26 protein-coding genes are annotated in these 24162 nt (G+C 73.8%); 8 read left to right on the top strand and 18 right to left on the bottom strand.

The window, feature by feature from the left end; all coding sequences use genetic code 11:
• Positions 1-7: 7 nt before the first annotated feature.
• From AC07VC_RS05510 to AC07VC_RS05490, 5 genes are all read right to left on the bottom strand, one after another.
• Complete coding sequence (locus AC07VC_RS05510; protein WP_494675893.1) at positions 8-1300, bottom strand: ABC transporter substrate-binding protein; 1293 nt, start codon at positions 1298-1300, stop codon at positions 8-10.
• Between the two features lie 176 nt (positions 1301-1476).
• Positions 1477-2307 carry a DUF6807 family protein gene (locus AC07VC_RS05505; protein ID WP_494675894.1) on the bottom strand — a complete coding sequence of 277 codons (831 nt, stop codon included), beginning with the start codon at positions 2305-2307 and terminating at the stop codon, positions 1477-1479.
• Entirely contained in the window at positions 2304-3413 is a 1110-nt protein-coding gene (locus tag AC07VC_RS05500; RefSeq protein ID WP_494675895.1) for a Gfo/Idh/MocA family protein, read from the bottom strand. Before AC07VC_RS05500 ends, AC07VC_RS05505 begins: the two co-directional genes overlap by 4 nt.
• Before the next feature lie 105 nt (positions 3414-3518).
• A complete protein-coding gene (locus tag AC07VC_RS05495) occupies positions 3519-3839 on the bottom strand; it encodes an L-rhamnose mutarotase (protein ID WP_104291461.1) in 321 nt (106 codons plus the stop codon).
• A gap of 62 nt (positions 3840-3901) precedes the next feature.
• Positions 3902-5134 carry a glycerate kinase gene (locus tag AC07VC_RS05490; RefSeq protein ID WP_494675896.1) on the bottom strand — a complete coding sequence of 411 codons (1233 nt, stop codon included), beginning with the start codon at positions 5132-5134 and terminating at the stop codon, positions 3902-3904.
• A gap of 217 nt (positions 5135-5351) precedes the next feature.
• On the opposite strand from AC07VC_RS05490, the gene AC07VC_RS05485 reads away from it, so the two are divergent.
• The 4 genes from AC07VC_RS05485 (at position 5352) to AC07VC_RS05470 (ending at position 9324) form a co-directional block, all read left to right on the top strand.
• Positions 5352-5951 (top strand): DUF4956 domain-containing protein, encoded by a 600-nt coding sequence (locus AC07VC_RS05485; RefSeq protein ID WP_494675897.1) that lies wholly within the window; start codon positions 5352-5354, stop codon positions 5949-5951.
• Positions 5948-6757 carry a polyphosphate polymerase domain-containing protein gene (locus tag AC07VC_RS05480; RefSeq protein ID WP_494675898.1) on the top strand — a complete coding sequence of 270 codons (810 nt, stop codon included), beginning with the start codon at positions 5948-5950 and terminating at the stop codon, positions 6755-6757. Before AC07VC_RS05485 ends, AC07VC_RS05480 begins: the two co-directional genes overlap by 4 nt.
• Positions 6758-6809: 52 nt before the next feature.
• Positions 6810-8759 carry a carbohydrate-binding domain-containing protein gene (locus AC07VC_RS05475; protein WP_494675899.1) on the top strand — a complete coding sequence of 650 codons (1950 nt, stop codon included), beginning with the start codon at positions 6810-6812 and terminating at the stop codon, positions 8757-8759.
• A gap of 187 nt (positions 8760-8946) precedes the next feature.
• Positions 8947-9324 carry a hypothetical protein gene (locus AC07VC_RS05470; protein ID WP_494675900.1) on the top strand — a complete coding sequence of 126 codons (378 nt, stop codon included), beginning with the start codon at positions 8947-8949 and terminating at the stop codon, positions 9322-9324.
• 15 nt (positions 9325-9339) lie between these two features.
• Here the strand turns inward: AC07VC_RS05470 and AC07VC_RS05465 are convergent, their stop codons facing one another.
• On the bottom strand, positions 9340-10578 hold the full coding sequence (locus AC07VC_RS05465; RefSeq protein ID WP_494675901.1) for an LCP family protein: 1239 nt from the start codon (positions 10576-10578) through the stop codon (positions 9340-9342).
• A gap of 216 nt (positions 10579-10794) precedes the next feature.
• On the opposite strand from AC07VC_RS05465, the gene AC07VC_RS05460 reads away from it, so the two are divergent.
• Positions 10795-11307 (top strand): GNAT family N-acetyltransferase, encoded by a 513-nt coding sequence (locus AC07VC_RS05460; protein WP_494675902.1) that lies wholly within the window; start codon positions 10795-10797, stop codon positions 11305-11307.
• Here the strand turns inward: AC07VC_RS05460 and AC07VC_RS05455 are convergent.
• The 4 genes from AC07VC_RS05455 to AC07VC_RS05440 form a co-directional block, all read right to left on the bottom strand.
• The gene (locus AC07VC_RS05455; protein WP_494675903.1) at positions 11196-13103 is read right to left on the bottom strand and encodes a glycoside hydrolase family 127 protein; all 1908 of its coding nucleotides are present in this window, start codon (positions 13101-13103) and stop codon (positions 11196-11198) included. The two genes, AC07VC_RS05460 and AC07VC_RS05455, sit on opposite strands and share 112 nt — an antisense overlap.
• A 47-nt stretch (positions 13104-13150) precedes the next feature.
• On the bottom strand, positions 13151-13972 hold the full coding sequence (locus AC07VC_RS05450) for a carbohydrate ABC transporter permease (protein WP_494675904.1): 822 nt from the start codon (positions 13970-13972) through the stop codon (positions 13151-13153).
• Positions 13973-13979: 7 nt separating this feature from the next.
• Entirely contained in the window at positions 13980-14915 is a 936-nt protein-coding gene (locus AC07VC_RS05445; RefSeq protein WP_494675905.1) for a carbohydrate ABC transporter permease, read from the bottom strand.
• Positions 14916-14984: 69 nt separating this feature from the next.
• Positions 14985-16283 carry an ABC transporter substrate-binding protein gene (locus AC07VC_RS05440; RefSeq protein WP_317228804.1) on the bottom strand — a complete coding sequence of 433 codons (1299 nt, stop codon included), beginning with the start codon at positions 16281-16283 and terminating at the stop codon, positions 14985-14987.
• A 137-nt stretch (positions 16284-16420) separates the two neighbouring features.
• Here AC07VC_RS05440 and AC07VC_RS05435 point away from each other — a divergent pair, with 137 nt between their 5' ends.
• A complete protein-coding gene (locus AC07VC_RS05435) occupies positions 16421-17407 on the top strand; it encodes a LacI family DNA-binding transcriptional regulator (RefSeq protein ID WP_494675906.1) in 987 nt (328 codons plus the stop codon).
• A gap of 32 nt (positions 17408-17439) precedes the next feature.
• Here AC07VC_RS05435 and AC07VC_RS05430 read toward each other — a convergent pair whose 3' ends face one another.
• Positions 17440-17844 carry a hypothetical protein gene (locus AC07VC_RS05430; RefSeq protein ID WP_494675907.1) on the bottom strand — a complete coding sequence of 135 codons (405 nt, stop codon included), beginning with the start codon at positions 17842-17844 and terminating at the stop codon, positions 17440-17442.
• Between the two features lie 254 nt (positions 17845-18098).
• On the opposite strand from AC07VC_RS05430, the gene AC07VC_RS05425 reads away from it, so the two are divergent.
• Positions 18099-18440 (top strand): hypothetical protein, encoded by a 342-nt coding sequence (locus AC07VC_RS05425; RefSeq protein WP_494675908.1) that lies wholly within the window; start codon positions 18099-18101, stop codon positions 18438-18440.
• Here the strand turns inward: AC07VC_RS05425 and AC07VC_RS05420 are convergent.
• The 5 genes from AC07VC_RS05420 to AC07VC_RS05400 form a co-directional block, all read right to left on the bottom strand.
• Entirely contained in the window at positions 18373-18618 is a 246-nt protein-coding gene (locus tag AC07VC_RS05420; protein ID WP_494675909.1) for a hypothetical protein, read from the bottom strand. The genes AC07VC_RS05425 and AC07VC_RS05420 overlap by 68 nt on opposite strands.
• Positions 18619-18697: 79 nt before the next feature.
• Positions 18698-19957, bottom strand: a complete 1260-nt coding sequence (locus AC07VC_RS05415; RefSeq protein WP_494675910.1) for an MFS transporter — start codon at positions 19955-19957, stop codon at positions 18698-18700.
• A 144-nt stretch (positions 19958-20101) separates the two neighbouring features.
• Positions 20102-20686: a GNAT family N-acetyltransferase gene (locus AC07VC_RS05410; RefSeq protein ID WP_317228798.1), complete on the bottom strand. Its 585-nt coding sequence runs from the start codon at positions 20684-20686 to the stop codon at positions 20102-20104.
• A gap of 26 nt (positions 20687-20712) precedes the next feature.
• Positions 20713-21177 (bottom strand): SRPBCC family protein, encoded by a 465-nt coding sequence (locus AC07VC_RS05405; RefSeq protein WP_494675911.1) that lies wholly within the window; start codon positions 21175-21177, stop codon positions 20713-20715.
• 107 nt (positions 21178-21284) lie between these two features.
• Positions 21285-21695 (bottom strand): hypothetical protein, encoded by a 411-nt coding sequence (locus tag AC07VC_RS05400; RefSeq protein ID WP_494675912.1) that lies wholly within the window; start codon positions 21693-21695, stop codon positions 21285-21287.
• A gap of 163 nt (positions 21696-21858) precedes the next feature.
• Between AC07VC_RS05400 and AC07VC_RS05395 the strand changes: the two genes are divergently transcribed.
• Positions 21859-22086: a hypothetical protein gene (locus AC07VC_RS05395; protein ID WP_494675913.1), complete on the top strand. Its 228-nt coding sequence runs from the start codon at positions 21859-21861 to the stop codon at positions 22084-22086.
• Positions 22087-22198: 112 nt separating this feature from the next.
• On the opposite strand, the gene AC07VC_RS05390 is transcribed toward AC07VC_RS05395, so the two are convergent.
• Together AC07VC_RS05390 and AC07VC_RS05385 are read right to left on the bottom strand one after the other, a co-directional pair.
• On the bottom strand, positions 22199-22702 hold the full coding sequence (locus AC07VC_RS05390; RefSeq protein WP_317228796.1) for a helix-turn-helix domain-containing protein: 504 nt from the start codon (positions 22700-22702) through the stop codon (positions 22199-22201).
• 145 nt (positions 22703-22847) lie between these two features.
• Positions 22848-24116: a DUF3500 domain-containing protein gene (locus AC07VC_RS05385; RefSeq protein WP_494675914.1), complete on the bottom strand. Its 1269-nt coding sequence runs from the start codon at positions 24114-24116 to the stop codon at positions 22848-22850.
• Positions 24117-24162 lie beyond the last annotated feature (46 nt).

Genomic DNA, 24162 nt, shown 5'->3' with positions numbered 1-24162 from the left:
TCGTCGTTCAGTTCCCGAGCGTGACGGCGGACTCGTCGAAGAACTGCGTCACCGCGTCGTCGACGCTGAGGGCGCCGAGGCCGAGGCTCGTGCCGATGTCGAGGAAGTCGGCCTCGATGGCGCCGTAGCCGGCCACCGGCGCGGCCGGGGCCTCGCCGATGCGGTCCTCGACCGAGTCGAGGTAGTCGGCGACCTGCTTGTCCGGCCCCTCGAGGTCGGCGCCCGCGAGCTGCTCGGAGGAGGCGGGGATGCCGAGCGTCGCGCCGAAGATCGCGCCCACCTCGGGGCTGTTGATGAGGAAGTCGAGGAACGTCGCCGCCGCCTCGGGCTGGTCGGTGGACGAGGAGATCGCCTGCATCAGGCCGACCTTCTGGTACAGGTCCTTCGTCCCCTCGTCGGAGGTGGGGGGAGCGCTCATGACGATCTCCGACGCGCCGCTGTCGCCGACGTAGCCGCCGAGGAAGTTGCTCCAGCTCATCTCGCTGGTGGCGAGCGCGGCGCCGAAGCCGGACTTGGGCAGCAGCTCCTGCAGGCGCGCGGCCGGCACGCCGGTCGTCGTGCGCATCTCGTCGCCCTGCTCCCAGAACGACGCCAGGTCGGCCTTCGTGAAGCCGAGCTCGCCGTCCTCGGTGAAGAGCTCCTTGCCCTCGGCGCGCAGCTGCAGCTCGAGGTTCTGGATGCGGCCGGTGTAGTCGGTGCCGCCGTAGACGGCGCCGCCCGTCCTCTCCGTGACGTCGGCGACGTACGCCGCGTAGTCCTCCCAGCTCCCGCCGCCCGCGTAGGGCTCGAGCCCGTTGGCGTCCAGCAGGTCCTTGTTCTGGAACACGGCCCACGCGCTGTAGCCGGTGGGGATCGCGTAGGTCGCGCCGTCGAGCTCGCCGGTGGCGAGGAGGTCGTCGGCGACGGTGGTCTCGTCGATGACGCCGCCGAAGTACTCGGACAGGTCGCCGAGCAGGCCGTTCTCGCCGTACTGGCGGAGGTACGTGTAGTCGAACTGCATCACGTCCGGCAGTCCGCCGCCCGCCGCCTCGGTCTGCCGCTTCTCCCAGTAGCCCGGGTAGTCGGTGAAGGTCGAGTTGATGGTGATGTTCGGGTGCTCCTCCTCGAAGAGCGCGATGGCCTGGTCGTAGCGGGCGGCGCGGTCGTCGTTGCCCCAGAACGTGTAGTCGAGCGTGATCTCCTCGTCCGGGTCGAGGGTGGCGGAGGGGCCGGAGCCGCCGCCGGAGCAGGCGGTCAGACCGAGCGCGACCACGGCCACGGCGGCGGCCGCCGCGACGCGGGTGCTGTGTGAGCGGAACATCGTCGTCCTTTCGAGAACATCATCGTTTCGAATGCCCGGCACGTGGATGAAACGTTTCGGGAAAGCGTTTGCCCCAAAGTACGTCCCGCGGATCGACGCGTCAAGCACCGTCGTCGGACCCGCTCGCCGGCGCCCGTCGCGCCGCCCTCGCACGGGGGCGCGCACGGGCGGGCAGCTCAGGCCAGCGCCGCCGCGATCGCGTCGGGATCGAGGGCGCCGTCGGCCACGAGCACGCGCCAGCGCCACGTCACGGGCGTCGCCGGCATCGTCCAGACCCGACGGGCGAACGGCGCCGCGCAGAGGATCGGGGTCGCGCCCGTGCGGACGAACCAGGGCGACGGATGCACGGGGTCGCCGGCCAGGGCGGCCATCGCCACGGTCGCCTCCTCCGTCGCGAGCGCCAGCCACGGCAGGGACGCGCCCCGGGCCGCGTCCGCGGTGGTCGGACCCGCGGGCGACAGCACGCGGGCGGCGCCGAACTCCGGGGCGAGCCGCAGCACGAGCCCGCCGTAGCCCCCGTCCGGCCGTCCCGCGGTCGTCGGCGACCCGAAGGCGAGGCCCGGCACGACGGGGGTCCACGTGCTCTCGACGGTCAGGACCGCGCGATCGGCGGCGGGCCGGGCGACCGCGTGGGTGCGGCGCTCGGTGAGGAGCACCCGGCCCGCGGCGTCCGTCCACGCGAGCGACAGGGTCGACCCGTCCCGGTCGAGGACGCGCTGCGCGCCGTTGTTGGCGAGCTGGCGGTAGCCCGCGCCCGTGACCCACGTCACGCCGCCCCACAGGTTCACGTCGTCCGCCTCGCCGGGCACCCCCACGTTGGCGACGGCCAGCGAGAGGCCCAGGTGCCAGTCGTGGTCCGGGGGCCGGAGGTCCGAGACGACCTGGCCGCCGGGCGTCCGGAGCGGGTGCAGGTACGGGCGGGGCGAGTCGCGGGGCGGCGTCGCGGGATCGTCGAGGACGAGCTGGGCGATGCCGTCGCCGACCTCCACGGCGTCGTCCGGGATCACGGGCGGCGCCCCGGCCGGACGTCGACCACGTCCGCGCGGACGGCCGCGCGCATCGCCGGGTCGTCCCGCAGCTCGCGGATCGCGACCGGGGCGCCCCGCCGCGACGAGTGGTAGATCGCGGCGACGATCTCGAGGGAGCGGGCGGGCGCCGCGCAGACCTCGGGCAGGGGAGCGCCGGAGGCGAGCGCCGGGTACACGGCGTCGAGGTAGGCGGCGTGGCCGCTCGGCGTCTCCGCGTCGGGGAACGCCCACGACGCGGCCTCCTCCTCCGGGACGTGCGGCGCGGGCGTCAGCCGCCAGTGGGCGTGGCCGTGCCCGTAGAGGTGCTCGAGCTCGACGGTGGCGCGCTCGGCGTCGATGCGGATCGCGCTCGCCTGCCGCGGGGAGACCGCGCTCGTCAGCGCCACGGCGACGACGCCCGACGCGAAGCGGAGCACGGCCGTCGAGACGTCCTCGGTCTCCACCTCCCGGTCGACGCGCCACGCCTGCCCGGTGACCTCGTCCACCTCGCCCAGCAGGTGCGCGAGCAGGTCGAGCTGGTGGATCCCGTGCCCGGTGGTGGTGCCGCCGCCCTCGGTCTCCCAGCGTCCGCGCCACGGCACGTCGAAGTAGTCGGCGTCGCGGTACCAGAGCGTGTCGCAGCGCGCCACGAGCGGACGCCCGAGGGCCCCCGACCGCAGGAGGCCGCGGACGTGCGCGGCGGCGGATCCCGTGCGCTGCTGGAACACGACGGCGAGGCGCCGGCCGGCGCGGTCCGCGGCCGTCGTCATCCGGTCGACCTCCGCCAGCGAGAGCGCCGGCGGCTTCTCGACGACGACGTGCGCCCCGAGCGCGAACGCCGCCTCGGCCTGCTCGGCGTGGACGCCCGGGGGCGTGCAGAGGTGCAGCACGTCGACCTCGGGGAGGTCGTCGAAGGAGGCGCCCCACGTCGGGATCCCGTACCGGTGGGCGAAGTCCCGGGCGCGGTCCGGGTCGCGGTCGACCGCCGCCACGAGGAGCGCGTCGTCGCGCTCCCGGAGCGCCGCCGCGTGCAGGTGGGCGACCCCGCCGGTGCCGATGATCCCCACCCGGAGCCGGGCGGAGGGCGGAGGGGTGTCGGCGTCCATGGGCGTCCTCGCGGGTCGGGGCGACGGTGCGGGCAGCGGCGCCGCGCTCCTCAGCACCCTAGCTGGGAAAACGCTTGCCCTCCACTCAGGCGGTGGCGCCGGTCGTCACGCGAGGTGGAAGTACTCCTCCAGGCGCACCATCGACCGGTCGGGATCCTCCGACGACTCGAAGTACGGCGCCATGGTGGCCTGCCAGCGCGCGTTGACCTCCTGCTCCGCCATGCGGGCGCGGGCCCGGTCGAAGTCGTCCGTGACCAGGTAGCCGACGACCAGGCCGTCGGACTCGCGGACGAAGAGCGAGTAGTCCGACCAGCCCGTCTCCGACAGCGCCTCCCGCATCTCGGGCCAGACGGTCTCGTGCGCCGCCAGGTAGTCCGCGATGCGGTCCCGCTTGAGCTGCATCGTGAAGCACACGCGTCGTGTCATGTCGTCCTGCTCTCGTCGTGTCGAGGGGTGGGTGCGGCCGCCGCGGTCCGCGGGGCCGGCGGTCATGCGGGGCGGTCGGGCGCGCGCCCGGGATCCGTCGCCGGGCCCGGCGCCGAAGGCGGGGTGCGGGCCGGGGTCGGGGTCGCGAGCAGGGTCGCCGCGATGTCGCGCCCGATCCGCTGCAGCAGGCGCGCGGACAGGGCCGGGTCGCGCGAGCTGTCCTCGTCCGTGCGGTCCGCGAGGGCGTGCACCGCGTGGAGCCCGAGCTCGCGGACCCCCTCGGCGGAGAGCGCGTCGCGGCCCACGACCGCGACGACGGGACGGCCGCCGCTCCGCTGGACGACGACGGAGATGAGCTTGCCGTCGCGTGTCTGCTCGTCCATCGACCCCTCGCCCGTGATCACGAGGTCCGCCGCCCGCGCCCGGGCGTCGAAGCCGAGCAGGTCGAGGAAGAAGCCCGCCCCCGAGACGAGCCGACCGCCGAGGAGGAGGAGCGCGTATCCGATCCCGCCCGCGCTGCCGGCGCCGGGAGACGCGGCCGCGGCGCGCGCTCCGGGGACGCCGGCGCGCTCGGCGAGGTCGACGAGGTGCGCGAGGGCGCCGTCGAGGAGGTCGACCTCCGCGGGGCCCGCGCCCTTCTGGGGGCCGAAGACGCGGGCGGCGCCCAGGGGACCGGTGAGGGGGTTGGTCACGTCGCTCGCGCCGAGCAGCTCGACGCCGTCGAGGGGGAGCAGACCCGTGAGGTCGAGGCGGTCCACCGACCCCAGCGTGCCGCCGCTCGGCCGGACCTCGGTGCCGTCCACGGCGAGGAAGCGCACGCCGAGGGCGTGCAGGAGGCCGGCGCCGCCGTCCGTGGTGGCGCTGCCGCCGAGGGCGACGACGATGCGGTGCGCGCCGAGCCCGCGCACGTGCCGGATCGCCTCGCCCACCCCGTGGCTGGAGGAGCCGAGGGCGTCGCGCCGACCGTCCGGCAGCACCGCCAGGCCGCTCGTGCCGGCGACCTCGACCACGGCCGTGTCCCCGCGCCGGGCCGCGGTCGTGCGGACCGGCTGGCCGGTCGGCCCGGTCGCCTCGAGGACGACGGGCTCGTAGCCCGCGGCGAGCGCCGCGGCGACGCTGCCGTCCCCGCCGTCCGCCAGGGGGAGGAGGTCGCAGTCGACGCCGTCCGGGCCCGCGCCCTCGGCGAGGCCCGCGCTGATCCAGTGCGCCACCTCGGCGGCCGTGAGGCTGCCCTTGTACTTGTCGGGCGCCACCAGGACCCGCGGACGACGGCGGTCACGGGTCCGGGGGAGCATATCGGCGAGCATACCGAGCCGCCTGTCGGGCGGCGGGGCGGCGGGGCGGCGGGACCCCGGTCCCCGGCCGGGTGGCCGCCGGGGTGGAGCGCGTCCCGCACCTGCGCTTCCCCGTCGCCCCCGGCACCCATATGCGGCCCATCGGCGGTCCATGGGCTCGTCATAGGCCGGCACGGCGTACTGGTGCTCCACCCCGACAGAACAGTGGAGCACCACCGTGGACTACATCCTCCCCATCGCCGTCGACCTCGTCGCCGTCGGAATCCTGACCTTCGCCATCTACTTCCCCCGGCACCACCGCCGGGACCTCGTCGTCGCGTTCCTGGGCGTGAACGTGGGCGTCCTCGCCGTGTCGCTCGTGCTGGGGTCCAGCACCATCGGGGCGGGCCTCGGGCTCGGCCTGTTCGGCGTGCTGTCGATCATCCGGCTGCGGTCGGACGAGATCGCCCAGCACGAGGTCGCCTACTACTTCTCCGCCCTCGCGCTCGGCCTCATCACCGGTCTCTCCGGTTCGATGAACCCGCTGCACGTGTCGCTGATGGCGCTGATCCTGCTCGTGCTCGTCGTGGGCGACCACCCGCGCCTGTTCGGCCGGTACCGCCAGCAGACGATGACCATCGACACGGCCATCTCCGACCACGACGCGCTCCTGCAGCACCTGGGGCTCGTGCTCGGCGCGGAGATCCGCGGCGCGCAGGTCAAGCACCTCGACCTCGTGGACGACACCACCGTCGTGGACGTCCGCTACCGGGTCCGCCCCAGCGGCAGCCCCGCCCGCCTGCGCGAGGCGATGCCGCAGGGCAAGGTGACCGCGTGAGCCGCGTCCGCGGACTGACCGCCGTCGGCCTGCTCGAGCCCATCGGCCTGGACGAGCTCGTGGCCCGCGCCGCCCTGCTCACCCGGGTGGACCGCAAGTACGTGGTGCCGATGCACGCGCTCGACGCGGCCCTCGCGGGCCTGGAGCCGGGGACGCGAGCCCTCGAGATCGAGGGGCGACGGGCATCCGCGTACCGCAGCGTGTACTTCGACACCCCCGAGCTCGCCAGCTTCCACCTGGCCGCGCACGGACGGCGCCGCCGCTTCAAGGTCCGGACCCGGAGCTACGTCGACTCCGGCGGGTGCAACCTCGAGGTCAAGACCCGCGGCGGCCGCAGCAGCACGGTGAAGGACCGGGTCGCGCATGTGGCCGGCGACGAGCGCACGCTCTCCGCCGCGGGCCTCGCCCACGTCGACGCGACGCTGCGGGACGCCGGCATCCGGGGCATCGCCCCCCAGCGGCTGCGGCCCACGCTCGTGACCGAGTACGACCGCACGACCCTGTTCGTCCCGAGCGACGAGAGCCGCGCGACCGTCGACACCTCGCTCGCGTGGATCCTCGACGACCGCCGACTCGAGCTGCCGCGGGTGGCGATCGTGGAGACCAAGTCCGGCTCCCGGCCCTCCGCCGTCGATCGCCTCCTCTGGAGCCACGGGCACCGACCGTCGACCATCTCGAAGTACGGCACGGGCCTCGCGGCCCTCCGCGACGACCTGCCGTCGAACAGGTGGGGCCGGGTCCTCCGTCGTCACTTCGCCGACGGCTGCACGACCTCGACCTCCTCCACCTCCTCCTCCGCCGCCTGAGCGCGGCATCCCGGACACCCCGCGCTGACCTGCGCCCACCGAAGGACACCCCATGAACCCGAAGCGCTCCATCCGCAACCCCACGGCCCTCGCCGTCTCCCTCCTGCTCAGCGTCGGTCTCCTGGCCGGCTGCGGCATCGCCACGACCGCCACCGGCACCGACACCACCACGGCCGCGGCAGCCGCGGTCGAGGTGGATGCCACCCAGAGCGCCGCACGGGTCCTGGCGGCGAACGACGCCGTCGTGGACTCCAGCGACCACGTCGACGACGCGGAAGCCGTCGACATCGCCCTCGACGGCGACACGGCCACGGCCTCCGGCGACGGCGTGACCGTCGACGGCAGCACCGTCACCATCACCGCGGCCGGCACCTACCGCATCAGCGGCACGCTCGACGACGGCCAGGTGGTCGTCGACACGGCGGACACCGTGACCGTGGCCCTGATCCTGGACGGGGCCGGCATCTCCTCCACCACGACGGCCGCGATCGACATCCGCCAGGCGGACTCCGCCGTCGTCTCGCTCGCTGCCGGCACCGAGAACGCGCTGAGCGACGCCTCCTCCTACGACGACTCCGCCGGCGCGAACGCGGCCCTCTACAGCGCCACGGACCTGACGATCACCGGCACCGGCTCGCTCGAGGTGACCGGCAACGGCAACGACGGCATCGCCTCGCAGGACGGCCTGGTGATCGCTTCCGGGGACATCGCGGTGGACGCGGCGGACGACGGCATCCGCGGGAAGGACGCCCTCGTCGTCCAGGGCGGCACCGTCAGCGTCACCGCGGGCGGGGACGGACTCAAGTCCGACGACGACGAGGACCCGACGCGCGGGTTCATCTCGATCGCGGACGGCGACGTGACCGTCACCGCCGGAGACGACGGCCTCGCGGCCACGACCGACGTCGTCGTCACCGGCGGCACGCTCGACGTCACCACGGGCGGCGGGGCCGCGAACGCGGCCGCCGCAGCGACGGACTCCTCCGCGCAGGGCATCACAGCCGGCGTCATCGCGGTCATCGAGGGCGGGACGACCACCATCGACGCGCAGCACGACGCGATCAACGCCGCGGGCGGATTCCACCTCGTCTCCGGCAGCGTGGACGCGGCGGCTGGAGACGACGGCGTGCACGCCGACACCGCGCTCGTGATCGACGGCGGCACCCTCGACGTCACGACCGCCGTCGAGGGCCTCGAGAGCGCCGCCATCACCGTGAACGGCGGGGAGACGTCGCTGGTCACCCAGGACGACGGCGTGAACGCCACCGTGGGCTCCACCGCGACGGAGACGACGACCGGGGCCTCGGAGCCCGCCGCCGCCGACGCCGCGGCTCCCGATGCGGGTGCCGCCCCCGCCGAGGGCGCCTCGCCGCCCGACGGCACCGCCCCGACCGGCGAGCGCCCCGCCGGGGGGACGCGTCCGGGCGGCGCGGGCATGGGCGGCGGCACGGGCGGCGGCGGCGCGATGGGCGGCGACGACGGGTCCACGGTGACCATCACCGGCGGCACGCTCGTCATCGACGCGGACGGCGACGGACTCGACTCCAACGGCTCCGCCACCATCTCCGGCGGGACCGTCGTCGTGAACGGGCCGGAGGGCAGCGGCAACGGCGCGCTCGACGTGAACGGCACCCTCGACGTCTCCGGGGGCACGCTCCTCGCGGCCGGCAGCAGCGGCATGGTCGTCTCGCCGGCCACCACGAGCGCCCAGGGCTGGATCTCCGCGACCCTCGATGGCGCCTACGACGCCGGCACGGTCGTGCAGGTCCTCGACGCGGACGGCGCCGTCGTCGCGTCCTTCACGGCGGGCAAGTCGTTCGGCAGCATCGTCTACTCCTCCGACGCGATCACGACGGGCGAGAGCTACTCGGTCGCGATCGGCGGCACCGCCTCCGGTGCGAGCACGGGGGGCCTCGCGGCGTCCGGTGACGCCACGGGAGCGGCCCCCTCCGTCACGGTCACCGCGGGCGAGGCCGCGACCGGCGGGATGGGCGGCCGCTAGCACCGGGGAGGCCTGCGATCCCGCGGGCAGCGAGTGAGGGGAGGCCCGGCGGCGACGCCGGGCCTCCCCTTCCCCGTGTGCAGCCCGCAGATGCGCGCGCATGCCAGGATCGGCCTGCTCCGGGGTGACCGGGGCCCCAGCGGCCATCGCGTCCCGCCCGCCGGCATCCCGCCCCTACGCTGGAGCGATGCAGGGGGTGGGGGACCGGGTGGAGGATCGGACGTCGCCCCGGGACGACAGCCGCGGGAGGGTCGCCTCCGTCACGGGCCTCATCGCCCTCGGCACGTTCGCGCTGCTCTGGTGCGTGATGTGGGTCCCGTCCGCCCTCCTCGGCTCCGGGTGGCTGATCCTGTATCCGCTGTTCCTCGTGGCATGGGTCCCGATCGGGCTCCTCGCACTGGTGAGCCTCGTGTTCGCCGTGATGTCGCTGGCGCGGCGGGAGGGCCGGAGGAGGCGCGCGATCACGATGCTCGTCGTCGACGCGGTGTGCCTCGTCGTGTCCCCGTCGGTGCTCTGGCTGGGCGCCTTCCCGCTGCTCGCCCTGGTCACCCCCGCTCCCGCGTGACGCGCGCGCCCCGCGTCAGCCGTTCGCGCAGGTCTCCGTCGCCGCGGTCTGGCCGGTGACGCCGTCCGGCAGCACGGCGGGAGGGGCGGCCGAGCCGTCCGGCGCGGGCGGGGCGGGATCCGCCGGGGGAGCGGACGCGGGATCCGTCGGCTCGGCGAGCACCACGCCCTGGCCCGTGCTGTCGGGCGCGAGCGCGAAGTCCGCGTCGGAGGCGATGAGCCGCATCATCCGGTCCCCGTTCGCCGCGTCCTGCGCGACGCGGCCGCTCTCCAGGTACGTGGTCGGGTACTGCACGAACACGAACTCGTCGAGCGGGATGTCCTTGATGGTGAGCGCGAGGGACGTGATCGCGGCGGGGCTGTCGAGCGAGGTGGAGAGGCTCATGTTGTCGACGGCGGCGCGCGCGATCCCGTAGAGCTTCGCCGGGTTGGTGAGGGTGTCGGTGCTCGTCACGGTCCGCAGCAGCGCGCTGAGGAACACCTGCTGGTTGCTGATGCGGGAGAGGTCGCTGTTGTCGCCGATGCCGTGGCGGAGGCGGAGGAACTGGACCGCGTCCTCGCCCTGGAGGGGCACCACGCCGGCGGGGAGGTCGAGCTCGGTCCGCCAGTCGTCGATGGGGTTGGCGATGCAGACGGGGACGCCGCCGACGGCGTTGGACATCTCGATCACGCCGGTGAACTGGATGACGCCGCCGTAGGGGATGTCGAGGCCCGTGATGCTCTCCACGGCGCGCACGACGCAGGGGAGCCCGCCGTTCTTGAGCGCGACGTTGATCTGCACGTCGTCCTGCGCCGGCACCTCCGCGGTGCCGTCCTGGCTCCGGCACGCGGGCATCGTCATGAGCATGTCGCGGGGGAAGGAGATGACGGTGGCGCGGGTGTGGTCCTCGCTGATGTGGAGCAGCATCGTCACGTCGTTGAGGTTGCCGGTCGCGACCTCCTGCCCGGTGCCGAAGCCGTCGCCCTGCCCCTCGCGGGTGTCGCCGCCGACGAGCAGCACGTTGGCCCCGCCGTCGATCGCGCCGATCGAGGGCGGCAGGGCGTCCCCGTCGGAGATGTCGACCGAGTTGGCCTGGACGGTGCGGGCGATGTCCCACGCCGCGATCGCGGCGACGGATCCGCTGCCGACCACGGCGACCGCGGCCACCGCTCCGATCGCGGCGGCCACCGTGCGCGCGGCGCTCGGCCTCCGCAGGCGGCCGTGACGGGCGATGCCCTCGGCGCCCCGGCGTCCCACCCTGGTGGTCTCGGTCATGGCGCTCCTCCGTCGACGGCTCGGGACGGGTGTCCCTCGCCGAGGCTAGGCGCGGATCCCCGAGCAGGCCAGGCCCCGCCCGGCGGACCCCTCGCACTGGGGCGGTCCCGAGCGCGGCGTCGCCGGCGGGCCCCCGCACTCCACGAGCCCGCTGCCGCGAGGGGCGCGCCGGCCCGCGGCACGGCGCGTCCGCACCGGGGCTGCCACGATGGCCCCATGCAGATCGACGTCGTGCACGGCCGCAGCGGCACGGACGTCCGGCGCGTGCTGGAGTCCGTCCCGGACTGGTTCGGCGACCCCGGCGCGATCGACGCGTACGTCGTGGATGCCGAGAGCGACCGGTACGACAGCCTCCTGGCATCCGACGGCACGCAGGTGCTCGGTGTCGCGCTCCTCCGGCGGCACTTCCCGGAGGCGGCGGAGCTGCACCTGATCGCCGTCGCTCCCGCGGCGCAGGGACGGGGCATCGGCCGGCTCCTCGTCGAGCGGGTCAGCGCCGATCTCGCGGCGAGCGGATGCGCGATCCTCTCCGTCCACACGGTCGGACCGTCCTTCGACCACGAGCCGTACGCGCGGACGCGCCGCTTCTCCGGCCGGACCACCCGGCCGGCGGCGTCTCAGCCCTCCCGCGTCCAGACCCGCATCTCCCCGGCGCTCCGGTTGGCCCACGACGAGTACGGCACGAAGACCAGCTCCGCGTCCTCCGAGGTGACCGGGCCGCTGCGGTAGAGGCCCTCCCCGGCGACGTCGGTGCGGCGGCCCCGCGCGGTCACCACGCGCGTCCCGTCCGCGTCGCGGGCGGACAGCTCCGCGTCCGCCGGCAGCGACAGCATGTGCAGCATGGCGCCGTTGTCGGCCTCCTCGAGCGCGTGGAGGATCGGCCCGCGCGCGATCGCCACGCGGCCGGCGTGGTCGACCAGCCGGGGGTCGGGGCGCAGGCGGCGCGGGGAGGTGTCCAGCTGCAGCACGAGCTCCTCGCCGTCCTGCCAGCGCCGCGTCACGGTCGCGTAGCCGTCCTCGCCCAGCAGGTCGCCGTCGTCCAGGTCGAGCGGCCGGCCGTCGAGGTGCAGCGTCGTCGTCGCCGACCACGCGGGCACGCGGACGCTGAGCGTGAGCTCGCCGTCCGGTGCGTCCACCATGCGGAGGGCGACCCGGCCGCTGCCGTGCACGTCCGCGTCGACCGCGACGACGGCCACCGCGTCGCCCACGGGCACGCGCACGGTCCCCGACACGGGCACGTGCACCACCAGCTCGGCGTCGCCGGTGGCGAAGGCGTAGGAGCCGAGCGACGTGAGCAGGCGGGCGAGGTTCGGGGGGCAGCACGCGACGTCGAACCAGGCGCTCCGCTCGATGCCGCCGCGGCTCGCGAGGGGGTTGTCGTAGAAGAAGCACGTGCCGTCGTCCGACAGGCCGGCCAGCACGCCGTTGTAGAGGGCGAGCTCCAGCACGTCGCCGTAGCGCCGGTGCCGGTCGATGCGGAGCATCCGCTGCGCCCACATCATGAGCCCGATCGCGGCGCACGTCTCCGCGTACGCGGACTCGTCGGGCAGGTCGAAGTCCCGGGTGAAGCCCTCGTTCACGGCGGAGCTGCCGATCCCGCCGGTGACGTACATGCGCCGCGTGGTGAGGTGCTCCCACAGGCCCCGGCAGGCCGCGAGGAGCGACTCGTCGTCCTGCTCGCGCGCCAGGTCCGCCATGGCGGAGTACAGGTACATCGCGCGCACGGAGTGGCCGACGGCCTCGTGCTGGTCCCGCACCGGAGCGTGGGCCTGCAGGTACTCGCGGGTGCGGCCGGGGTGGGCCTCGCCGCCGAACTGGTCGCCGAAGTACCCGGGGGTCCCGCGGCGCTCCGCCTCGAGGTCGAAGAAGTAGGGCTCGGTGCCGCGCTCCTCCACGAAGTAGGACGCCAGGTCGAGGTAGCGGCGCTCGCCGGTGGCCGCGGCGAGCTTCACCAGGGCGAGCTCGATCTCCTCATGGCCGTCGTAGCCGCGGATCTGCCCCTCGCCCCGGCCGAACACCGTCCCGATGAGGTCCGCGTAGCGGCGCATCACGTCGAGCAGGGTGGTCTTGCCGGTCGCGGCGTGGTGCGCCACGGCCGCCTCGATCAGGTGCCCGGCGCAGTAGAGCTCGTGGGCGTCGCGGAGGTCGGTGAAGCGCGCCTCGGGCGCGATGACCGTGAAGTAGGTGTTGAGGTACCCGTCCGCGCCCTGGGCGGAGGCGAGGAGGGCGATGACCTCGTCCAGGCGCGCGTCGAGCTCCGGATCCGGGTGCGAGACGAGGCTGTAGCTGGCGGCCTCGATCCACTTGGCGATGTCGCTGTCCCAGAAGATGTGGGGCACCGGGTCCCCGTCCTGCCGCCGGTGGCGGAGGGACTCGAGGTGGCCGATCGTCTCTAGCTGGTGGTGCTGGAAGGGGATCGTCTCGGTGCGGACGGTCTCGATGCGCGGGCTCCAGAAGGGATCGGCGATGTCGACGTCGGCGAGGGGGGCGGGCGTCGTCGCCCGGTGCGTGCGGAGGGTGTCCATGGGGTGTCCTTCGGTGGGGAGGGGATCTGCGGCGGCGCGGCGGGGGGTCATCCCTTGAGCGCGCCCGAGGTGAAGCCGCGGACGTAGTAGCGCTGCAGGAAGAGGAACAGGAGCAGGCAGGGGAGGGCCGACACGATCACGCCGGCCTGCAGCGCGCCGTAGTCCACCGAGCCGAGCGCCCCGGTGCGCAGGCTCACCAGCGCCACGGGGAGGGTGAAGAGGTCGCCGCTGGTCAGGAAGATCAGCGGTGCGATGAACTCGTTCCAGGATGACAGGAACGTGTACAGGCCGACGGTCACGAGACCGGGGACGGTGCCGCGCAGCAGCACGCGGAAGAACGCCCCGGCCACGCTGCAGCCGTCCATGAGGGCGGCCTCGTCGAGCTCCTTCGGCAGGGCCTCGAACGAGTTCCGCATCATGAACAGGCTGAACGGCAGCTGCAGCATGACCATCACCAGGGCGAGCCCGACGAGGGAGTCCTGGAGGTCGAGCCAGCCGAGCAGCACGTAGAGCGGGATGAGGATCGTCGCGTACGGCACCATCAGGATCGCCAGGGTGAGGATGAAGAGCACGTTCCGCCCGCGGAACGGGAGCCGCGCGAACGCGTATCCGCCGAACGCGGAGACGACGAGCACCCCCGCGACGGTCATCAGGGCGACGGCCGTGGTGTTCAGCAGGTAGGTGCCGAGGCCGCTGCCGTACTCGACGACGCTCCGGTAGTTCGCGAAGCCGAACCCGCCCTCGGGCGAGGCGCCGGTGCCGAAGAGGGACCCGTGGAGGGTCCACAGCAGCGGCAGCAGGAACAGCAGCGCGAGGACGGTGCTGGTGACATGGTGGGCGGCGATGCCCAGGATCTTGGTTCGCTTCATGACGGCCTCACGCGGTGTTGTCACGTCGGAGCAACGTGAACTGGATCAGGTTGAGCACCAGCAGGAACGCCAGCACCACGAGCGACAGGGCGGCCGCGGTGCCGAGGTCGAACTGCACGAACGCCTTGCGGTACAGGGCGACGACGAGGGTGACGGTGGAGTTGTCGGGCCCGCCGCTGGTGAGGATGTAGAACTGGTCGAACGCGAGCACGGATCCGGTCACCGAGAGGATCAGCATGAGCGCGATCGACGGGCGGAGCAGCGGCAGCGTCACCGACACGAAGGTCCGCCACCACGAGGCGCCGTCGACGCGGGCGGCCTCGTAGACCTCGTCCGGGATCGCCTGCAGACCCGTGAGCAGGATGAGCATGTAGAAGCCGGAGAACCGCCACACGACGAGGAGCACGGTTGACCAGAGAGCACCGGTCGGCGTCGAGATCCAGTTGAGCGGGCCGATGCCGACGAGTCCGAGCAGCTCGTTGAGCCCGCTGTCCTTCTGCGTGTACAGCCCGTAGAACAGCAGGCTCGTGGAGGCGAGGCCGATGGCGGCCGGGATGAAGAACGCCGTGCGGTAGAGCGCCGTCCCGGGCCGCGACTGCTGCACCAGGAGCGCGAGCCCGAGCGCGACGGCGCTGAGGAGCACGGTGGTGATCACGGTGTAGAGCGCCGTGAAGCCGATGGCCTTGACGAACAGCGGGTCGCTGATCTCGGCGAAGTTCGCGCCCCAGTTCGGCGAGGAGGCGCCGATGAGGGGCCAGTCGTTGAACGCCATCCAGATGAGGAGGACGAGGGGGACGACGAACACGACGCCGACGACGAGGGCCGTCGGGGTCGCGAAGAGGAGCCCGGTGCGGGCCGTGTCGCGGGAGAGCGGACGGCGGGAGCGCGGGGTGGCGGGCTGCGGCCGCGGGGCGGCGGCGGGCAGCCGGGTCGTGGTGGTCATGGTCGGGCCTTCCCGGGAGGGGGTGACCGGCCGCCGCCTCCGGGGAGGCGGCGGCCGCGTGGGGGAGGGCTACTGGCCCGACTGGAGGGCGGAGGTGATGGCGTCGTTGTCGGCGGCGCGCTTGCCGGCGTCCCCGAACACCTGGTCGCGGAAGTACGTCGTCCAGGGGCCGTTGGCGTCGTTGAACGTGGCGCCGAAGGCGTTCGACTTCGGCGTCTCGCCCACCTCGACGAGCGCGGTCATCGTGGCGACGTTCGGGTCCGCCTGGCTGTACTGGTTGTCTGCGAGGTCGGTGCGGGCCGGCAGGTAGCCGCCCTTCGCGACGACGTCGGTCTGGGCCTCGTCGGAGAGGGTCCACGCGACGAAGTCCCACGCGGCGGCGGCCTCCTCGCTGGTGGCGGAGATGCTGAGCGTGTCGCCGCCGAGGAAGGTGGAGGTGCCGCCGTCGACACCGGGGATGGGCGCGACGCCCACCTCGAGCGCGTCGCTCTGCTCGAACGACCCGTAGGCCGTCGCGCCGAGCGGCTGGATGCCGATGGAGCCGTCCGCGAAGACCTGGTTGAACGTCGCGCCGGTCTCGGTCTGCGCGCCCTCCGGGGCGAGCCCCTTCTCCCAGATCTCGCGGTACAGGGCGTACACGTCGCCGGCGTCGTCGGAGTCGAGCTCCGCCTCGGTGCCGTCCTCGTTCAGGACCTCGCCGCCGCCGGCCCAGACCGAGGGCCAGGTGGTGAAGAGCATGCAGCCGCCGCAGTTGCCGCCGAAGTAGAAGCCGTTCACGTCGCCGCCGAGCGCGTCGATCGCCTCCGCGGCCTCGACCCACCCGGTGAGCGTCGTCGGCGGCGCCTCGGGGTCGAGGCCCGCCTCCGCGAACAGGACCTTGTTGTAGAACATCGCGGAGAGGTCGAGGTCGTGGGGGACGGCGTAGTTCTTGCCGTCCTGCTCGCCGACGGACATGTGCCCGGGGGCGAGGTCGTCCGCGAAGGGCAGCGCCGCGACCTCGGTGGTGATGTCGCGGAAGATGCCCTGCTGGATGTAGTTGGGCGTGAAGACGACGTCGCTGGAGACCACGTCCGGCAGCTGGCCGCTGCCGGCCGCGGAGCCGACCTTCTGCTGGTAGGCGTCGAACGGGATGACGGTCAGGTCGACCTGGTTCTCGTGCGAGGCGTTGTAGGCGTCCACCAGGGCCGTCGTGAAGTCGCTCGTCGACGAGCGCGTCCACATGGTGATGGTGGTGCCGTCGTCGGTGGCGGTGACGGGGGCGGCGTCGCCCCCGCCCCCGGCTCCGGCCTGGCAGCCGCTCAGCGCGACGGCGCCGAGGGCGAGGCCCGCGATGCCGGCGAGGCCGCGGGCTCGAGTGCGGTGGGACATGGGATCTCCTTCGATCGGTGCGGCCGGGTACCGCGGGTCCCGCCTCGCCATGGCAGCGAAACAGTAGGGAAAAATTAGGTGGGGGATACGATCTACGACAAGCACCCTCGACGAAAACTTCCGAAAGCAGGCCGACCATGACCCGAGCGACCATCCGCGACGTCGCGGCGCGCGCCCAGGTCTCCATCTCGACCGTCTCGAAGGCGCTGTCCGGGAACCAGGAGATCAGCGAGGACACCCGCATCCGCGTCCGTCGGGCGGCCCTCGAGCTGTCGTACCAGCCGCGGGGGAGCGGCCGACCGGCCCGGTCCGGGTCGACCCGCGCGGTGGGCCTGCTGACGCAGGACGGGGTGGGGCGCCTCAGCCTGCCGGTCCTGCTCGGCGCCGAGAACGCGGTCGGGACGGAGCGGATGTCCGTGCTCCTGTGCGACAGCCGGGGCGACGACGTGCGCGGCGCGTACCAGCTCAACACCCTGCTGGAGCACGGCATCGACGGCCTCATCGTGCTCGCCGACAACACCAACGACCAGCCGTCGCTCGGCCCGCTGGGCGTGCCCGTCGTGTACGCGTACGGCGCGTCCACGAGTCCGGCCGACTTCTCCGTCGTCCCCGACGAGGAGGGCGGGGCGCGCGACGCGGTCCGTCACCTGGTGAGCCACGGGCGCACGCGCATCGCGCACGTCACGGGCCCCGACTGGTACGCGGCCACCGGGCGGCGCGCCCAGGCCTGGCGGGCGGCGCTGCACGAGGCGGGTCTGCGGCCCCCGGCGGAGCCCATCCAGGGGGAGTGGGCGGAGTCGACGGGACACGACGCGGTCGACGCCCTGCTCGACCGGGGGACGGACTTCGACGCGATCTTCTGCGGGAGCGACATGGTCGCCCGCGGGGTCGTCGACCAGCTCCGGGACCGCGGCCGGCGCGTGCCGACGGACGTGGCCGTCGTCGGGTTCGACAACTGGGAGCTGATGGCCACCGGCAGCCGCCCGCCCCTCACGACGATCGACATGCGCCTGGAGGCGGTCGGACGGGCGGCCGTGTCGGCGCTGTTCGCCGCCATCGGCGGGCAGGCGCGCACCGGCATCGAGCGGGTGCCGACGGAGCTGGTGGTGCGGGCGTCCACGTGACGGCGGTCGCGCGCGCCCCGGGCGCGCGGGCGTCAGCCGTCGCCGTCGAGCCCGTCGGGGGAGTCGGGCGTCTCCCGCCGCAGCGCGTGCTGCGCCGCGGCGGCGGCGACGGCCGCGAGCGCGACGGAGACGACCACAAGGGTCACGGCGTCGATCACGGGCTCGCCCGAGAGCGCCAGGCGCGGCCCGCCGACGGCGAGGACGACCAGCAGGATGACGGCGGACGTCCGCCGCGAGGAGCCGAGGAAGAACCGCACCCGGGGACGGGACGCGATCGCGATCGCCGGGAGCGCGAGGCACGCGACGACGGCCGCCGCGCCCAGGAGGACCGGCACCGCCTCTGCTGAGCCCTGCCGCCCGGCGGCGACGGCGGCCCACAGGCTCCCCCATGCGGCGCCGAGCAGGAGCGGGGACAGCCAGCGCGCGACGTCTCCCATCGGATTCGCCTCCCTCTCTCCTGGGGTCGGATCTCAACGGCGGGGACGTGCACGAGCGGCGCCCACGCGAGCGGACCCGATCACGGCGCCCAGCCCCTCCCGCGGGCGGCGTCTCCTGCGACGGGCGGGAGACCACCGTAGGACGCTACCGGGTCACGGCTTCGATCGCCGCCCGGCAGGCGTCGGTGCTCGCCGGCCCGCCGATCATCACCGGGGAGGACGTGCCGACGCCGCGTCGCTGCGAGGGTGGAGGGATGCGAGCCGCACGAGATCCCCGCCTCCGATTCCTGCCGTGGTGCGTCCTGACGCTCGCCTGGGTCGGCTCGGTCCTCGCCGAGCAGGTGCTGTTCGGCGACACGACGGGCTGCGAGCTGTCGCCCGGCTCCTCGGTCCTCGGGGACGCGGGATGGAGCTGGTTCCCCCTCGGGCGCACCTGCACGTGGCTCGTGGACGGCCTCACCGTCACCGACCGGCCGTCGCTGACCGAGCTGCTCATCCCGCTCACGCTGGCCGTCTGGCTGGTGACCCTCAGCGGACGCCGCGCCGCCACCACCGGAGCGCCCCGGCGAGGAGCAGCACCGCGCCGAGGAGCGTGACCGCCATGGCCGCCGTCATCACCACCGCGTCGCCGGCGAGCATCCCGCATCCGGCGGCCGTGTCGTCGTAGGGGCACGTCCGCCACGGCTGGAAGAGGTAGAGCACCGTCACGGCCGCGCCGATGAGCGTGAGCACGGCGCCGAGGACGAGTGGCACGTTCCGTCGCATCATGACCATGCTCCGACGATACGGACGGTGCGGACCCCCCGCGTCAGCCGTCAGGACGATCGGTCGTCCGCACGTGGTCGCGCATCGATCACCGGGACGCCGCGGGAACGGCGTCGGGCCTCCCACGACGTGCCGCTAGCGCCGCGGAGACGACGGCGATCAGCACCAGCCCCACGAGCGCGGCCGTCGCGGCGCGGATGCCCGCGGTGGCGATGAGCGTGCCGGTGAGCGCGGCGGAGGCGGCGATGCCCGTGGCGGAGGCGGTGTTGATCCACGTGAACCCCTGGGTCAGCTCCGCGGGGGCGATCGTCGCGTGCACGATCTGCGACGACGACGCGAGCAGCGGCGCGATCGCGGCTCCGCCCACGACGAGCATGAGCGCCGACCCGGGGAGCGACGGCCACAGCGCGCCGACCGCCGCGCCGCCCGCGAGGACGACCGCGGCCACCAGCTGGACCACCGGGGGCCGGGGGCTCCGCCGCAGGGATCCGTACCCGAGCCCCGCGACGATGCTGGCCGCGCTGGAGAGGGCGAGGACGACGCCGGTGAGGGCCTCGAGGCCGCTCTCCGTGGCGCGGGCGGCCACGAGGAGCGGGACGGCCCCGAAGAAGCACCCGAGGCCGGCGTTGACCCCGAGCGTCGCGACGAAGCGCGGGGTCCGCAGCGACGTCGTCCGTGATCGGCCCGGGTGCCGCTCGCGACGCCGCGGCCCGGGGTCGGTGCTCCGGCGGCAGGAGAGGACGACGCACCCGACGACGAGCAGCAGGCCGGCGGCGATCGAGCCGGCCCACGGGGAGAGGGACGTGCTCACGACGGTCACGAGGACCGGGCCGCAGAGGAACGCCGCGTCGTTGACGCTCGCCTCGAGCGCGAACGCGGTGCGGAGCCTCGTCGGATCGTCGACGAGGTGCACCCATCGGGCGGCCGACAGCGCTCCGGGCTGCGGGACGGTCGCGCCGGCACCGGCGACGAGGGCGAGGGTCAGGAGCGTCGGCACCGAGCCGACCGAGGCCAGGGCGACGATCATCGCCGCCGCGTGCACGGCCACGATTGCCGGGACCGTGGCGCCCTGACCCCACCGGTCGACGAGGCGGGCGAGCTGCGGACCGACGACCGCCTCCGCCGCGGCGAAGACGCCGGTCGCCGCCCCCGCGACGGCGTACGACCCCGACGCGTGCTGGACGGAGAGCAGCAGGCCGAGCCCGGTCATGGCCACGCCGAGTCGGGCGACGGCGGCCGGGACGACGATGCCCCGCGCCCCGGGCAGGACCAGGACCTCGCGGTACCGGGTGGTCAGGGAGCGGACGGAGCCGCCGATGGCGGACAGGAGAGGGTGCGCAGCCGTCATCGACGAGGCCTCCGGCGCGGCGCATGGTGATCGATCGGCAGACAGGTCGGCCTGGGCTTCGACGATCACGCGGGGACGCCGCGGAACCAGCACGAGGTGCAGTGCGAACGTAGCGCACGAACCGATCGCGGGGTCCCGCGGGGATCAGGTGGGCGTCGGCGCGACCGTGATGCGCATCACGGTCTTCCGCTTGCCGAGGTGGCGTTCGAAGGTGAAGCCCGCCTTCTCGAACATGGCCCGTGTGCCGTTGTGGAGGAACGACGAGGAGGTCCTCTTCCCCGGCACGAGCTCGTTGGCGAACGACACCACCTCGCCGCCCCCCGCATCGGCGATCAGGCGGAGGGCCCCGTCGAGCGCCTCGCGGGCGACGCCCTGCCGCCGGTGGTCGCGGTCCACGAAGAAGCAGGTGATGCGCCACGGGGCGGGGCGGGTCTCGCCGCGGTCGTACTCGGTGCGGTGGTAGATGTTCGGCAGCTCCGTCGGGGTGCCGTACTCGCACCACGCGATGGCGTCGGCGCCGTCGAAGACGAGGGCGGCGTGGGCGACGCCCTCGTCGACGAGCTTCTCCTTGAAGGCGGGGCCGTCGTGCTCCCGCTTGATGGTCCGCTCCGTGTCGCCGTGGAAGTAGCTGCAGTAGCAGCCGCCCCAGACCCCGCCGTGCTTCTGCGCCAGCGCGAGCCAGGCGGGGTAGGTCTCCGGCGTGAGCGGCCTGATCTCGTGCTGCGGCATCCGGCGCTCCGTCGCGATCGCCGTCGTCAGCGCTCGGAGACGCTCGAGGCCGACGCGGCTTCCGCGAGCCGCTTCAGCGCGATGACGGCCTCGCCCCACATCTCGCGCATGCTCGCGGCCCACTCGTCGGGGACCTCGAGCTCGACGTCGAGCGTGGTGACCCCGTCCGCCTCCCGGAACGCGTACGACTCGTGGAGGCCGACGATCGGGCTCTCGCGGGACACGGTGCCGCGGTCGATCTCCCCGTCGTACCGGATCGAGACGAACTCGTCCCGCCTGCTCTCGATGACGGTGCCGACGAGACCGCCCGCGTGACCGTCCTCACCCGGGCCCACGAAGCGGATCTCCGCGCCCTCGTCCCAGCTGCCCTCGTACGTCGATCCCTCGTGGAACGCGCCCGTCCACTGCTCGTAGGTGTCCCGGGCGAGCATCGTGTCCCACACGACGCGCGCGGGGGCTCGGACGTCGGCGCTGACCCTGACCATCTCCATGGGCGATCGTAGGCGTCGGCACCCTCGGAGGCGCAAGAGCGCGAGGGGGAACCGGTGGTTCCCCGGTACTCGGTCCGCGACCGTCGGGGCCGGATGCGCCCGGAACGCTAGGAGGACGCGAACACGTTCCGGGACACGGCCTCGAAGCCCGCCGGCGCGGTCGCGCCGTCGGGGACGACGGCGAACGTGCGGCCGGCGCCGGTGCTGCTCTGCATGGGCCCCACGCCGCAGGCGACCACCCAGTCCGTGGCGTCCGGGTAGATGAGCAGGCAGGCGTCGTGGTCCTCCGCGCCCGCGGCCAGCCAGAGGTCCGTGCCGTCGTGCTCGCCCACCCAGCGGATGCTGTCGAGGTCGAGGTCCGCGAGGGCGTCGTCCGACACCTCCACGGGCACCGGGTGATCCGTCGTCGCGTCTCGCTCGAGGTCGCTGAGTCCCGCAGCAGGCGAGGAGCAGCCGGCCGCGGCGAGCGACACGATGAGGGTCATGACCGCGGCGGCGGACATCCTGCGAGGTGACATGCGCCCACTCTGGCGGCTCGCCGGAGTGGGCGACAGCCCCCTGTTCGTCCACGAGGCGGCCACGTCGGCGTCCCGGGTACGGGTCGTCTGCCGATCCGGGTTCCGTCGGGAGGCGGACGCGCGCGGCGAGCCGCGGTCCTAGCGTGGGAGCGAGGACAGGGGGATGACCATGACGCAGGGCAGACCGGACACGCCGCCGCAACGGGCGGTCTGGTGCTTCATCGCGGCGACGTTCGTGTTCGCGACGCCGGTGATCGTCTTCGGCGGCTGGGCGGAGCTGTGGGTGACGATCCTGAGCCTCGCGGCCGGCTTGCTGCTGGTCGTCCTGGGCGGCGTCCAGCTCGGGCGCGAGCTGAGCGCGCGCAAGGGCGATCCGCCCGCGGAGCGCTGACGAGGAGGGGCGAGCGCCACCCGGCCGGTGGTCGGGTCCGGCCGCACCGCCGTCCTCCTGGGCTCGATCTCCTCCCCGGTTCCGCGACCGCTTCGCATCCCGTCGACGCCGATCACGGACGACCGTCGGGTGCCGGCTCCTTCCGGTCGCGCGAAAGCGGGTACCGGCGGTCCAGGCGCGGGCTGAGGACGACGAGGAACAGGAACAGCGAGAGCAGCCATCCGGCGATCCAGTAGGCGGGGATGAGGAACACCGCGAGGTTGGGGAGGGCGCTCGAGGCGACGCCGACGATGACGGCGATCGTGAACAGCGCGCCGATTCCGTAGTAGAGGGCCTCGAGCCCGTCCGTGATCGTGTCCCGACGCTCCTGCTGCCGTGCCGCCCGGTCGTCGAGCGCGGTGACGGAGCGTCCGAAGTCGCTCTCGTCGACGGTGGCGAAGAGGTCCCGCACCGGGACATCGAGCGCCTTCGCCACGCGGGAGAGCGTGTCGAGGCTCGCGTCGTTGCCGGCCTCGAGCCGTTGCACCGTGCGGACGGTGATGCCGCTGGCGTCGGCGAGCCGCTCCTGGGTCCAGCCGCGCCGCGTGCGGAGGTCGACGATCCGTGTCTCGTTCATGGCCTCCACGCTAGGGAACCACGCCCGCGCGGGCCACGACATCGACCCGACAGCCGCCCGACAGCCGCCCGACACCGACGCGACAGGGCACGGAGGGCGCTGGCGGGCGCACCCGGGAGGTGCGGCGCCACCGGACGCATCCGGGTCAGCCGTCGGTCGGGGGAGTGCCGCCGCCGGGCGGCGTGCCATCGCCGCCGCGCATGCCGCCGGCCATGCCGCCGGACGCCGCCTGCTGGGTGACGCTGCCCGCGTAGTCGTCCGTGGGGTCGCGGTAGATGGTGTGCACGTGGCCCCAGCCGGAGGTGTCCACGCCGGCGACGTCCGCTCCGGCGGAGCCGTCCTGGGCCTGGAAGCCGACGTAGACGTCCGGCCCGGAGATCGAGAACGAGATGCCGTCGCCGGTGGTCATGTCGTAGGTGGTCGCACCCGTCCAGGCGATGACCGTGGTGTCGAGGGTCGCCTCGATCTCGGCGCGGGTCGCGGCGGCGCTCTCCGCGTCGGCCATGCCGTACCAGTTCGCGATGAGGTCCAGCAGCAGCGCGCGCTGCGCCTCGGTGAGGTCGGCGCCCGTGAGGCCGGTCCCGGCGCTGAAGTCGCAGACGTCGCCGGGTGCGCAGGACGTGACCTCGCCCGAGGTCAGGGTCGCCTGCTGCTCGGCGCTGAGGGAGTCGTGGAACGCGAACGCGTCGGTGTAGATGCCGTCGAAGGGCTGCACGTCGGTGCCGTCCGCGGCCGTGTACTCGGCGGGCTGCACGCCGAGGTGGGTGGGCGCGAAGGTGATGGCGTCGGCGGATCCGTCGAGGGTGGCGTTGATGCCGAGGTGGTGACCGCCGAACTGGACCTCGTACGCGCCCGTGTCCGACGCGTCGCCGAAGAGGGCGATGAAGTACTGGCCGAGGGAGTCCTCGGTGCTGCTGCTGTCCTCCCGCAGGTACTGGTCGCCGCCGATGATGCCCGACACCGTGGCGTAGGCGTCGTCGCTCAGCAGGGCCTCCATCACCTGCATCGCGGCCACCTGCTGCTCCGCGGTGAGGTCCGCCACGTTCAGGCCCGCGCGCTCGACGAAGGTGACGGGGAAGTTCGACCAGGAGGTGGTCTTCGTCTCGTCGTCGTAGTCGTAGGTGACGGCGGCGACCTGCTCGTCGGAGAGGGTCGCGAGGAACGCCTGGACCGCCGCGGTCGTGTTCGCGATCGTCTCGGCGGTCGTCGAGGCGGTGGAGCCGGTGACCGCCTCCGACGCCGCCGAGACCGTGGTGGCCGATGCGGTGCCCGAGGCGGCCGTCGTCCCGCCGGCGGTTCCGGTGCCGCCGGCCGCGCAGCCGGCGAGCAGGAGCCCGGCGAGCAGCAGGGTGGTCGTGCCGGCGAGGATCGTCTTCCGTCGCGGGCGCTTCGTCGTGTCCGTGTGCTTCATCATGGGGAGAAGCTACGAACCCGCTCGATGGGGCAGCCATGACGCCCCC

The organism is Clavibacter sp. GW821-FHT01D01, from assembly GCF_059422605.1.
Note: the sequence above shows the minus strand (reverse complement) of the source record. Positions and strands in the feature narration are given on the sequence as shown.

Excerpts from the sequence above, each read along its gene's own strand:
- AC07VC_RS05475 (WP_494675899.1), top strand. The coding sequence starts at position 6,810 with ATGAACCCGAAGCGCTCCATCCGCAACCCCACGGCCCTCGCCGTCTCC.
- AC07VC_RS05435 (WP_494675906.1), top strand. The coding sequence starts at position 16,421 with ATGACCCGAGCGACCATCCGCGACGTCGCGGCGCGCGCCCAGGTCTCC.
- AC07VC_RS05460 (WP_494675902.1), top strand. The coding sequence starts at position 10,795 with ATGCAGATCGACGTCGTGCACGGCCGCAGCGGCACGGACGTCCGGCGC.
- AC07VC_RS05510 (WP_494675893.1), bottom strand. The coding sequence starts at position 1,300 with ATGTTCCGCTCACACAGCACCCGCGTCGCGGCGGCCGCCGCCGTGGCC.
- AC07VC_RS05500 (WP_494675895.1), bottom strand. The coding sequence starts at position 3,413 with ATGGACGCCGACACCCCTCCGCCCTCCGCCCGGCTCCGGGTGGGGATC.
- AC07VC_RS05465 (WP_494675901.1), bottom strand. The coding sequence starts at position 10,578 with ATGACCGAGACCACCAGGGTGGGACGCCGGGGCGCCGAGGGCATCGCC.
- AC07VC_RS05450 (WP_494675904.1), bottom strand. The coding sequence starts at position 13,972 with ATGAAGCGAACCAAGATCCTGGGCATCGCCGCCCACCATGTCACCAGC.
- AC07VC_RS05470 (WP_494675900.1), top strand. The coding sequence starts at position 8,947 with ATGCAGGGGGTGGGGGACCGGGTGGAGGATCGGACGTCGCCCCGGGAC.
- AC07VC_RS05425 (WP_494675908.1), top strand. The coding sequence starts at position 18,099 with ATGCGAGCCGCACGAGATCCCCGCCTCCGATTCCTGCCGTGGTGCGTC.
- AC07VC_RS05390 (WP_317228796.1), bottom strand. The coding sequence starts at position 22,702 with ATGAACGAGACACGGATCGTCGACCTCCGCACGCGGCGCGGCTGGACC.
- AC07VC_RS05455 (WP_494675903.1), bottom strand. The coding sequence starts at position 13,103 with ATGGACACCCTCCGCACGCACCGGGCGACGACGCCCGCCCCCCTCGCC.
- AC07VC_RS05420 (WP_494675909.1), bottom strand. The coding sequence starts at position 18,618 with ATGGTCATGATGCGACGGAACGTGCCACTCGTCCTCGGCGCCGTGCTC.
- AC07VC_RS05440 (WP_317228804.1), bottom strand. The coding sequence starts at position 16,283 with ATGTCCCACCGCACTCGAGCCCGCGGCCTCGCCGGCATCGCGGGCCTC.
- AC07VC_RS05405 (WP_494675911.1), bottom strand. The coding sequence starts at position 21,177 with ATGGAGATGGTCAGGGTCAGCGCCGACGTCCGAGCCCCCGCGCGCGTC.
- AC07VC_RS05495 (WP_104291461.1), bottom strand. The coding sequence starts at position 3,839 with ATGACACGACGCGTGTGCTTCACGATGCAGCTCAAGCGGGACCGCATC.
- AC07VC_RS05490 (WP_494675896.1), bottom strand. The coding sequence starts at position 5,134 with ATGCTCCCCCGGACCCGTGACCGCCGTCGTCCGCGGGTCCTGGTGGCG.
- AC07VC_RS05430 (WP_494675907.1), bottom strand. The coding sequence starts at position 17,844 with ATGGGAGACGTCGCGCGCTGGCTGTCCCCGCTCCTGCTCGGCGCCGCA.
- AC07VC_RS05400 (WP_494675912.1), bottom strand. The coding sequence starts at position 21,695 with ATGTCACCTCGCAGGATGTCCGCCGCCGCGGTCATGACCCTCATCGTG.
- AC07VC_RS05395 (WP_494675913.1), top strand. The coding sequence starts at position 21,859 with ATGACCATGACGCAGGGCAGACCGGACACGCCGCCGCAACGGGCGGTC.
- AC07VC_RS05415 (WP_494675910.1), bottom strand. The coding sequence starts at position 19,957 with ATGACGGCTGCGCACCCTCTCCTGTCCGCCATCGGCGGCTCCGTCCGC.
- AC07VC_RS05410 (WP_317228798.1), bottom strand. The coding sequence starts at position 20,686 with ATGCCGCAGCACGAGATCAGGCCGCTCACGCCGGAGACCTACCCCGCC.
- AC07VC_RS05445 (WP_494675905.1), bottom strand. The coding sequence starts at position 14,915 with ATGACCACCACGACCCGGCTGCCCGCCGCCGCCCCGCGGCCGCAGCCC.
- AC07VC_RS05385 (WP_494675914.1), bottom strand. The coding sequence starts at position 24,116 with ATGATGAAGCACACGGACACGACGAAGCGCCCGCGACGGAAGACGATC.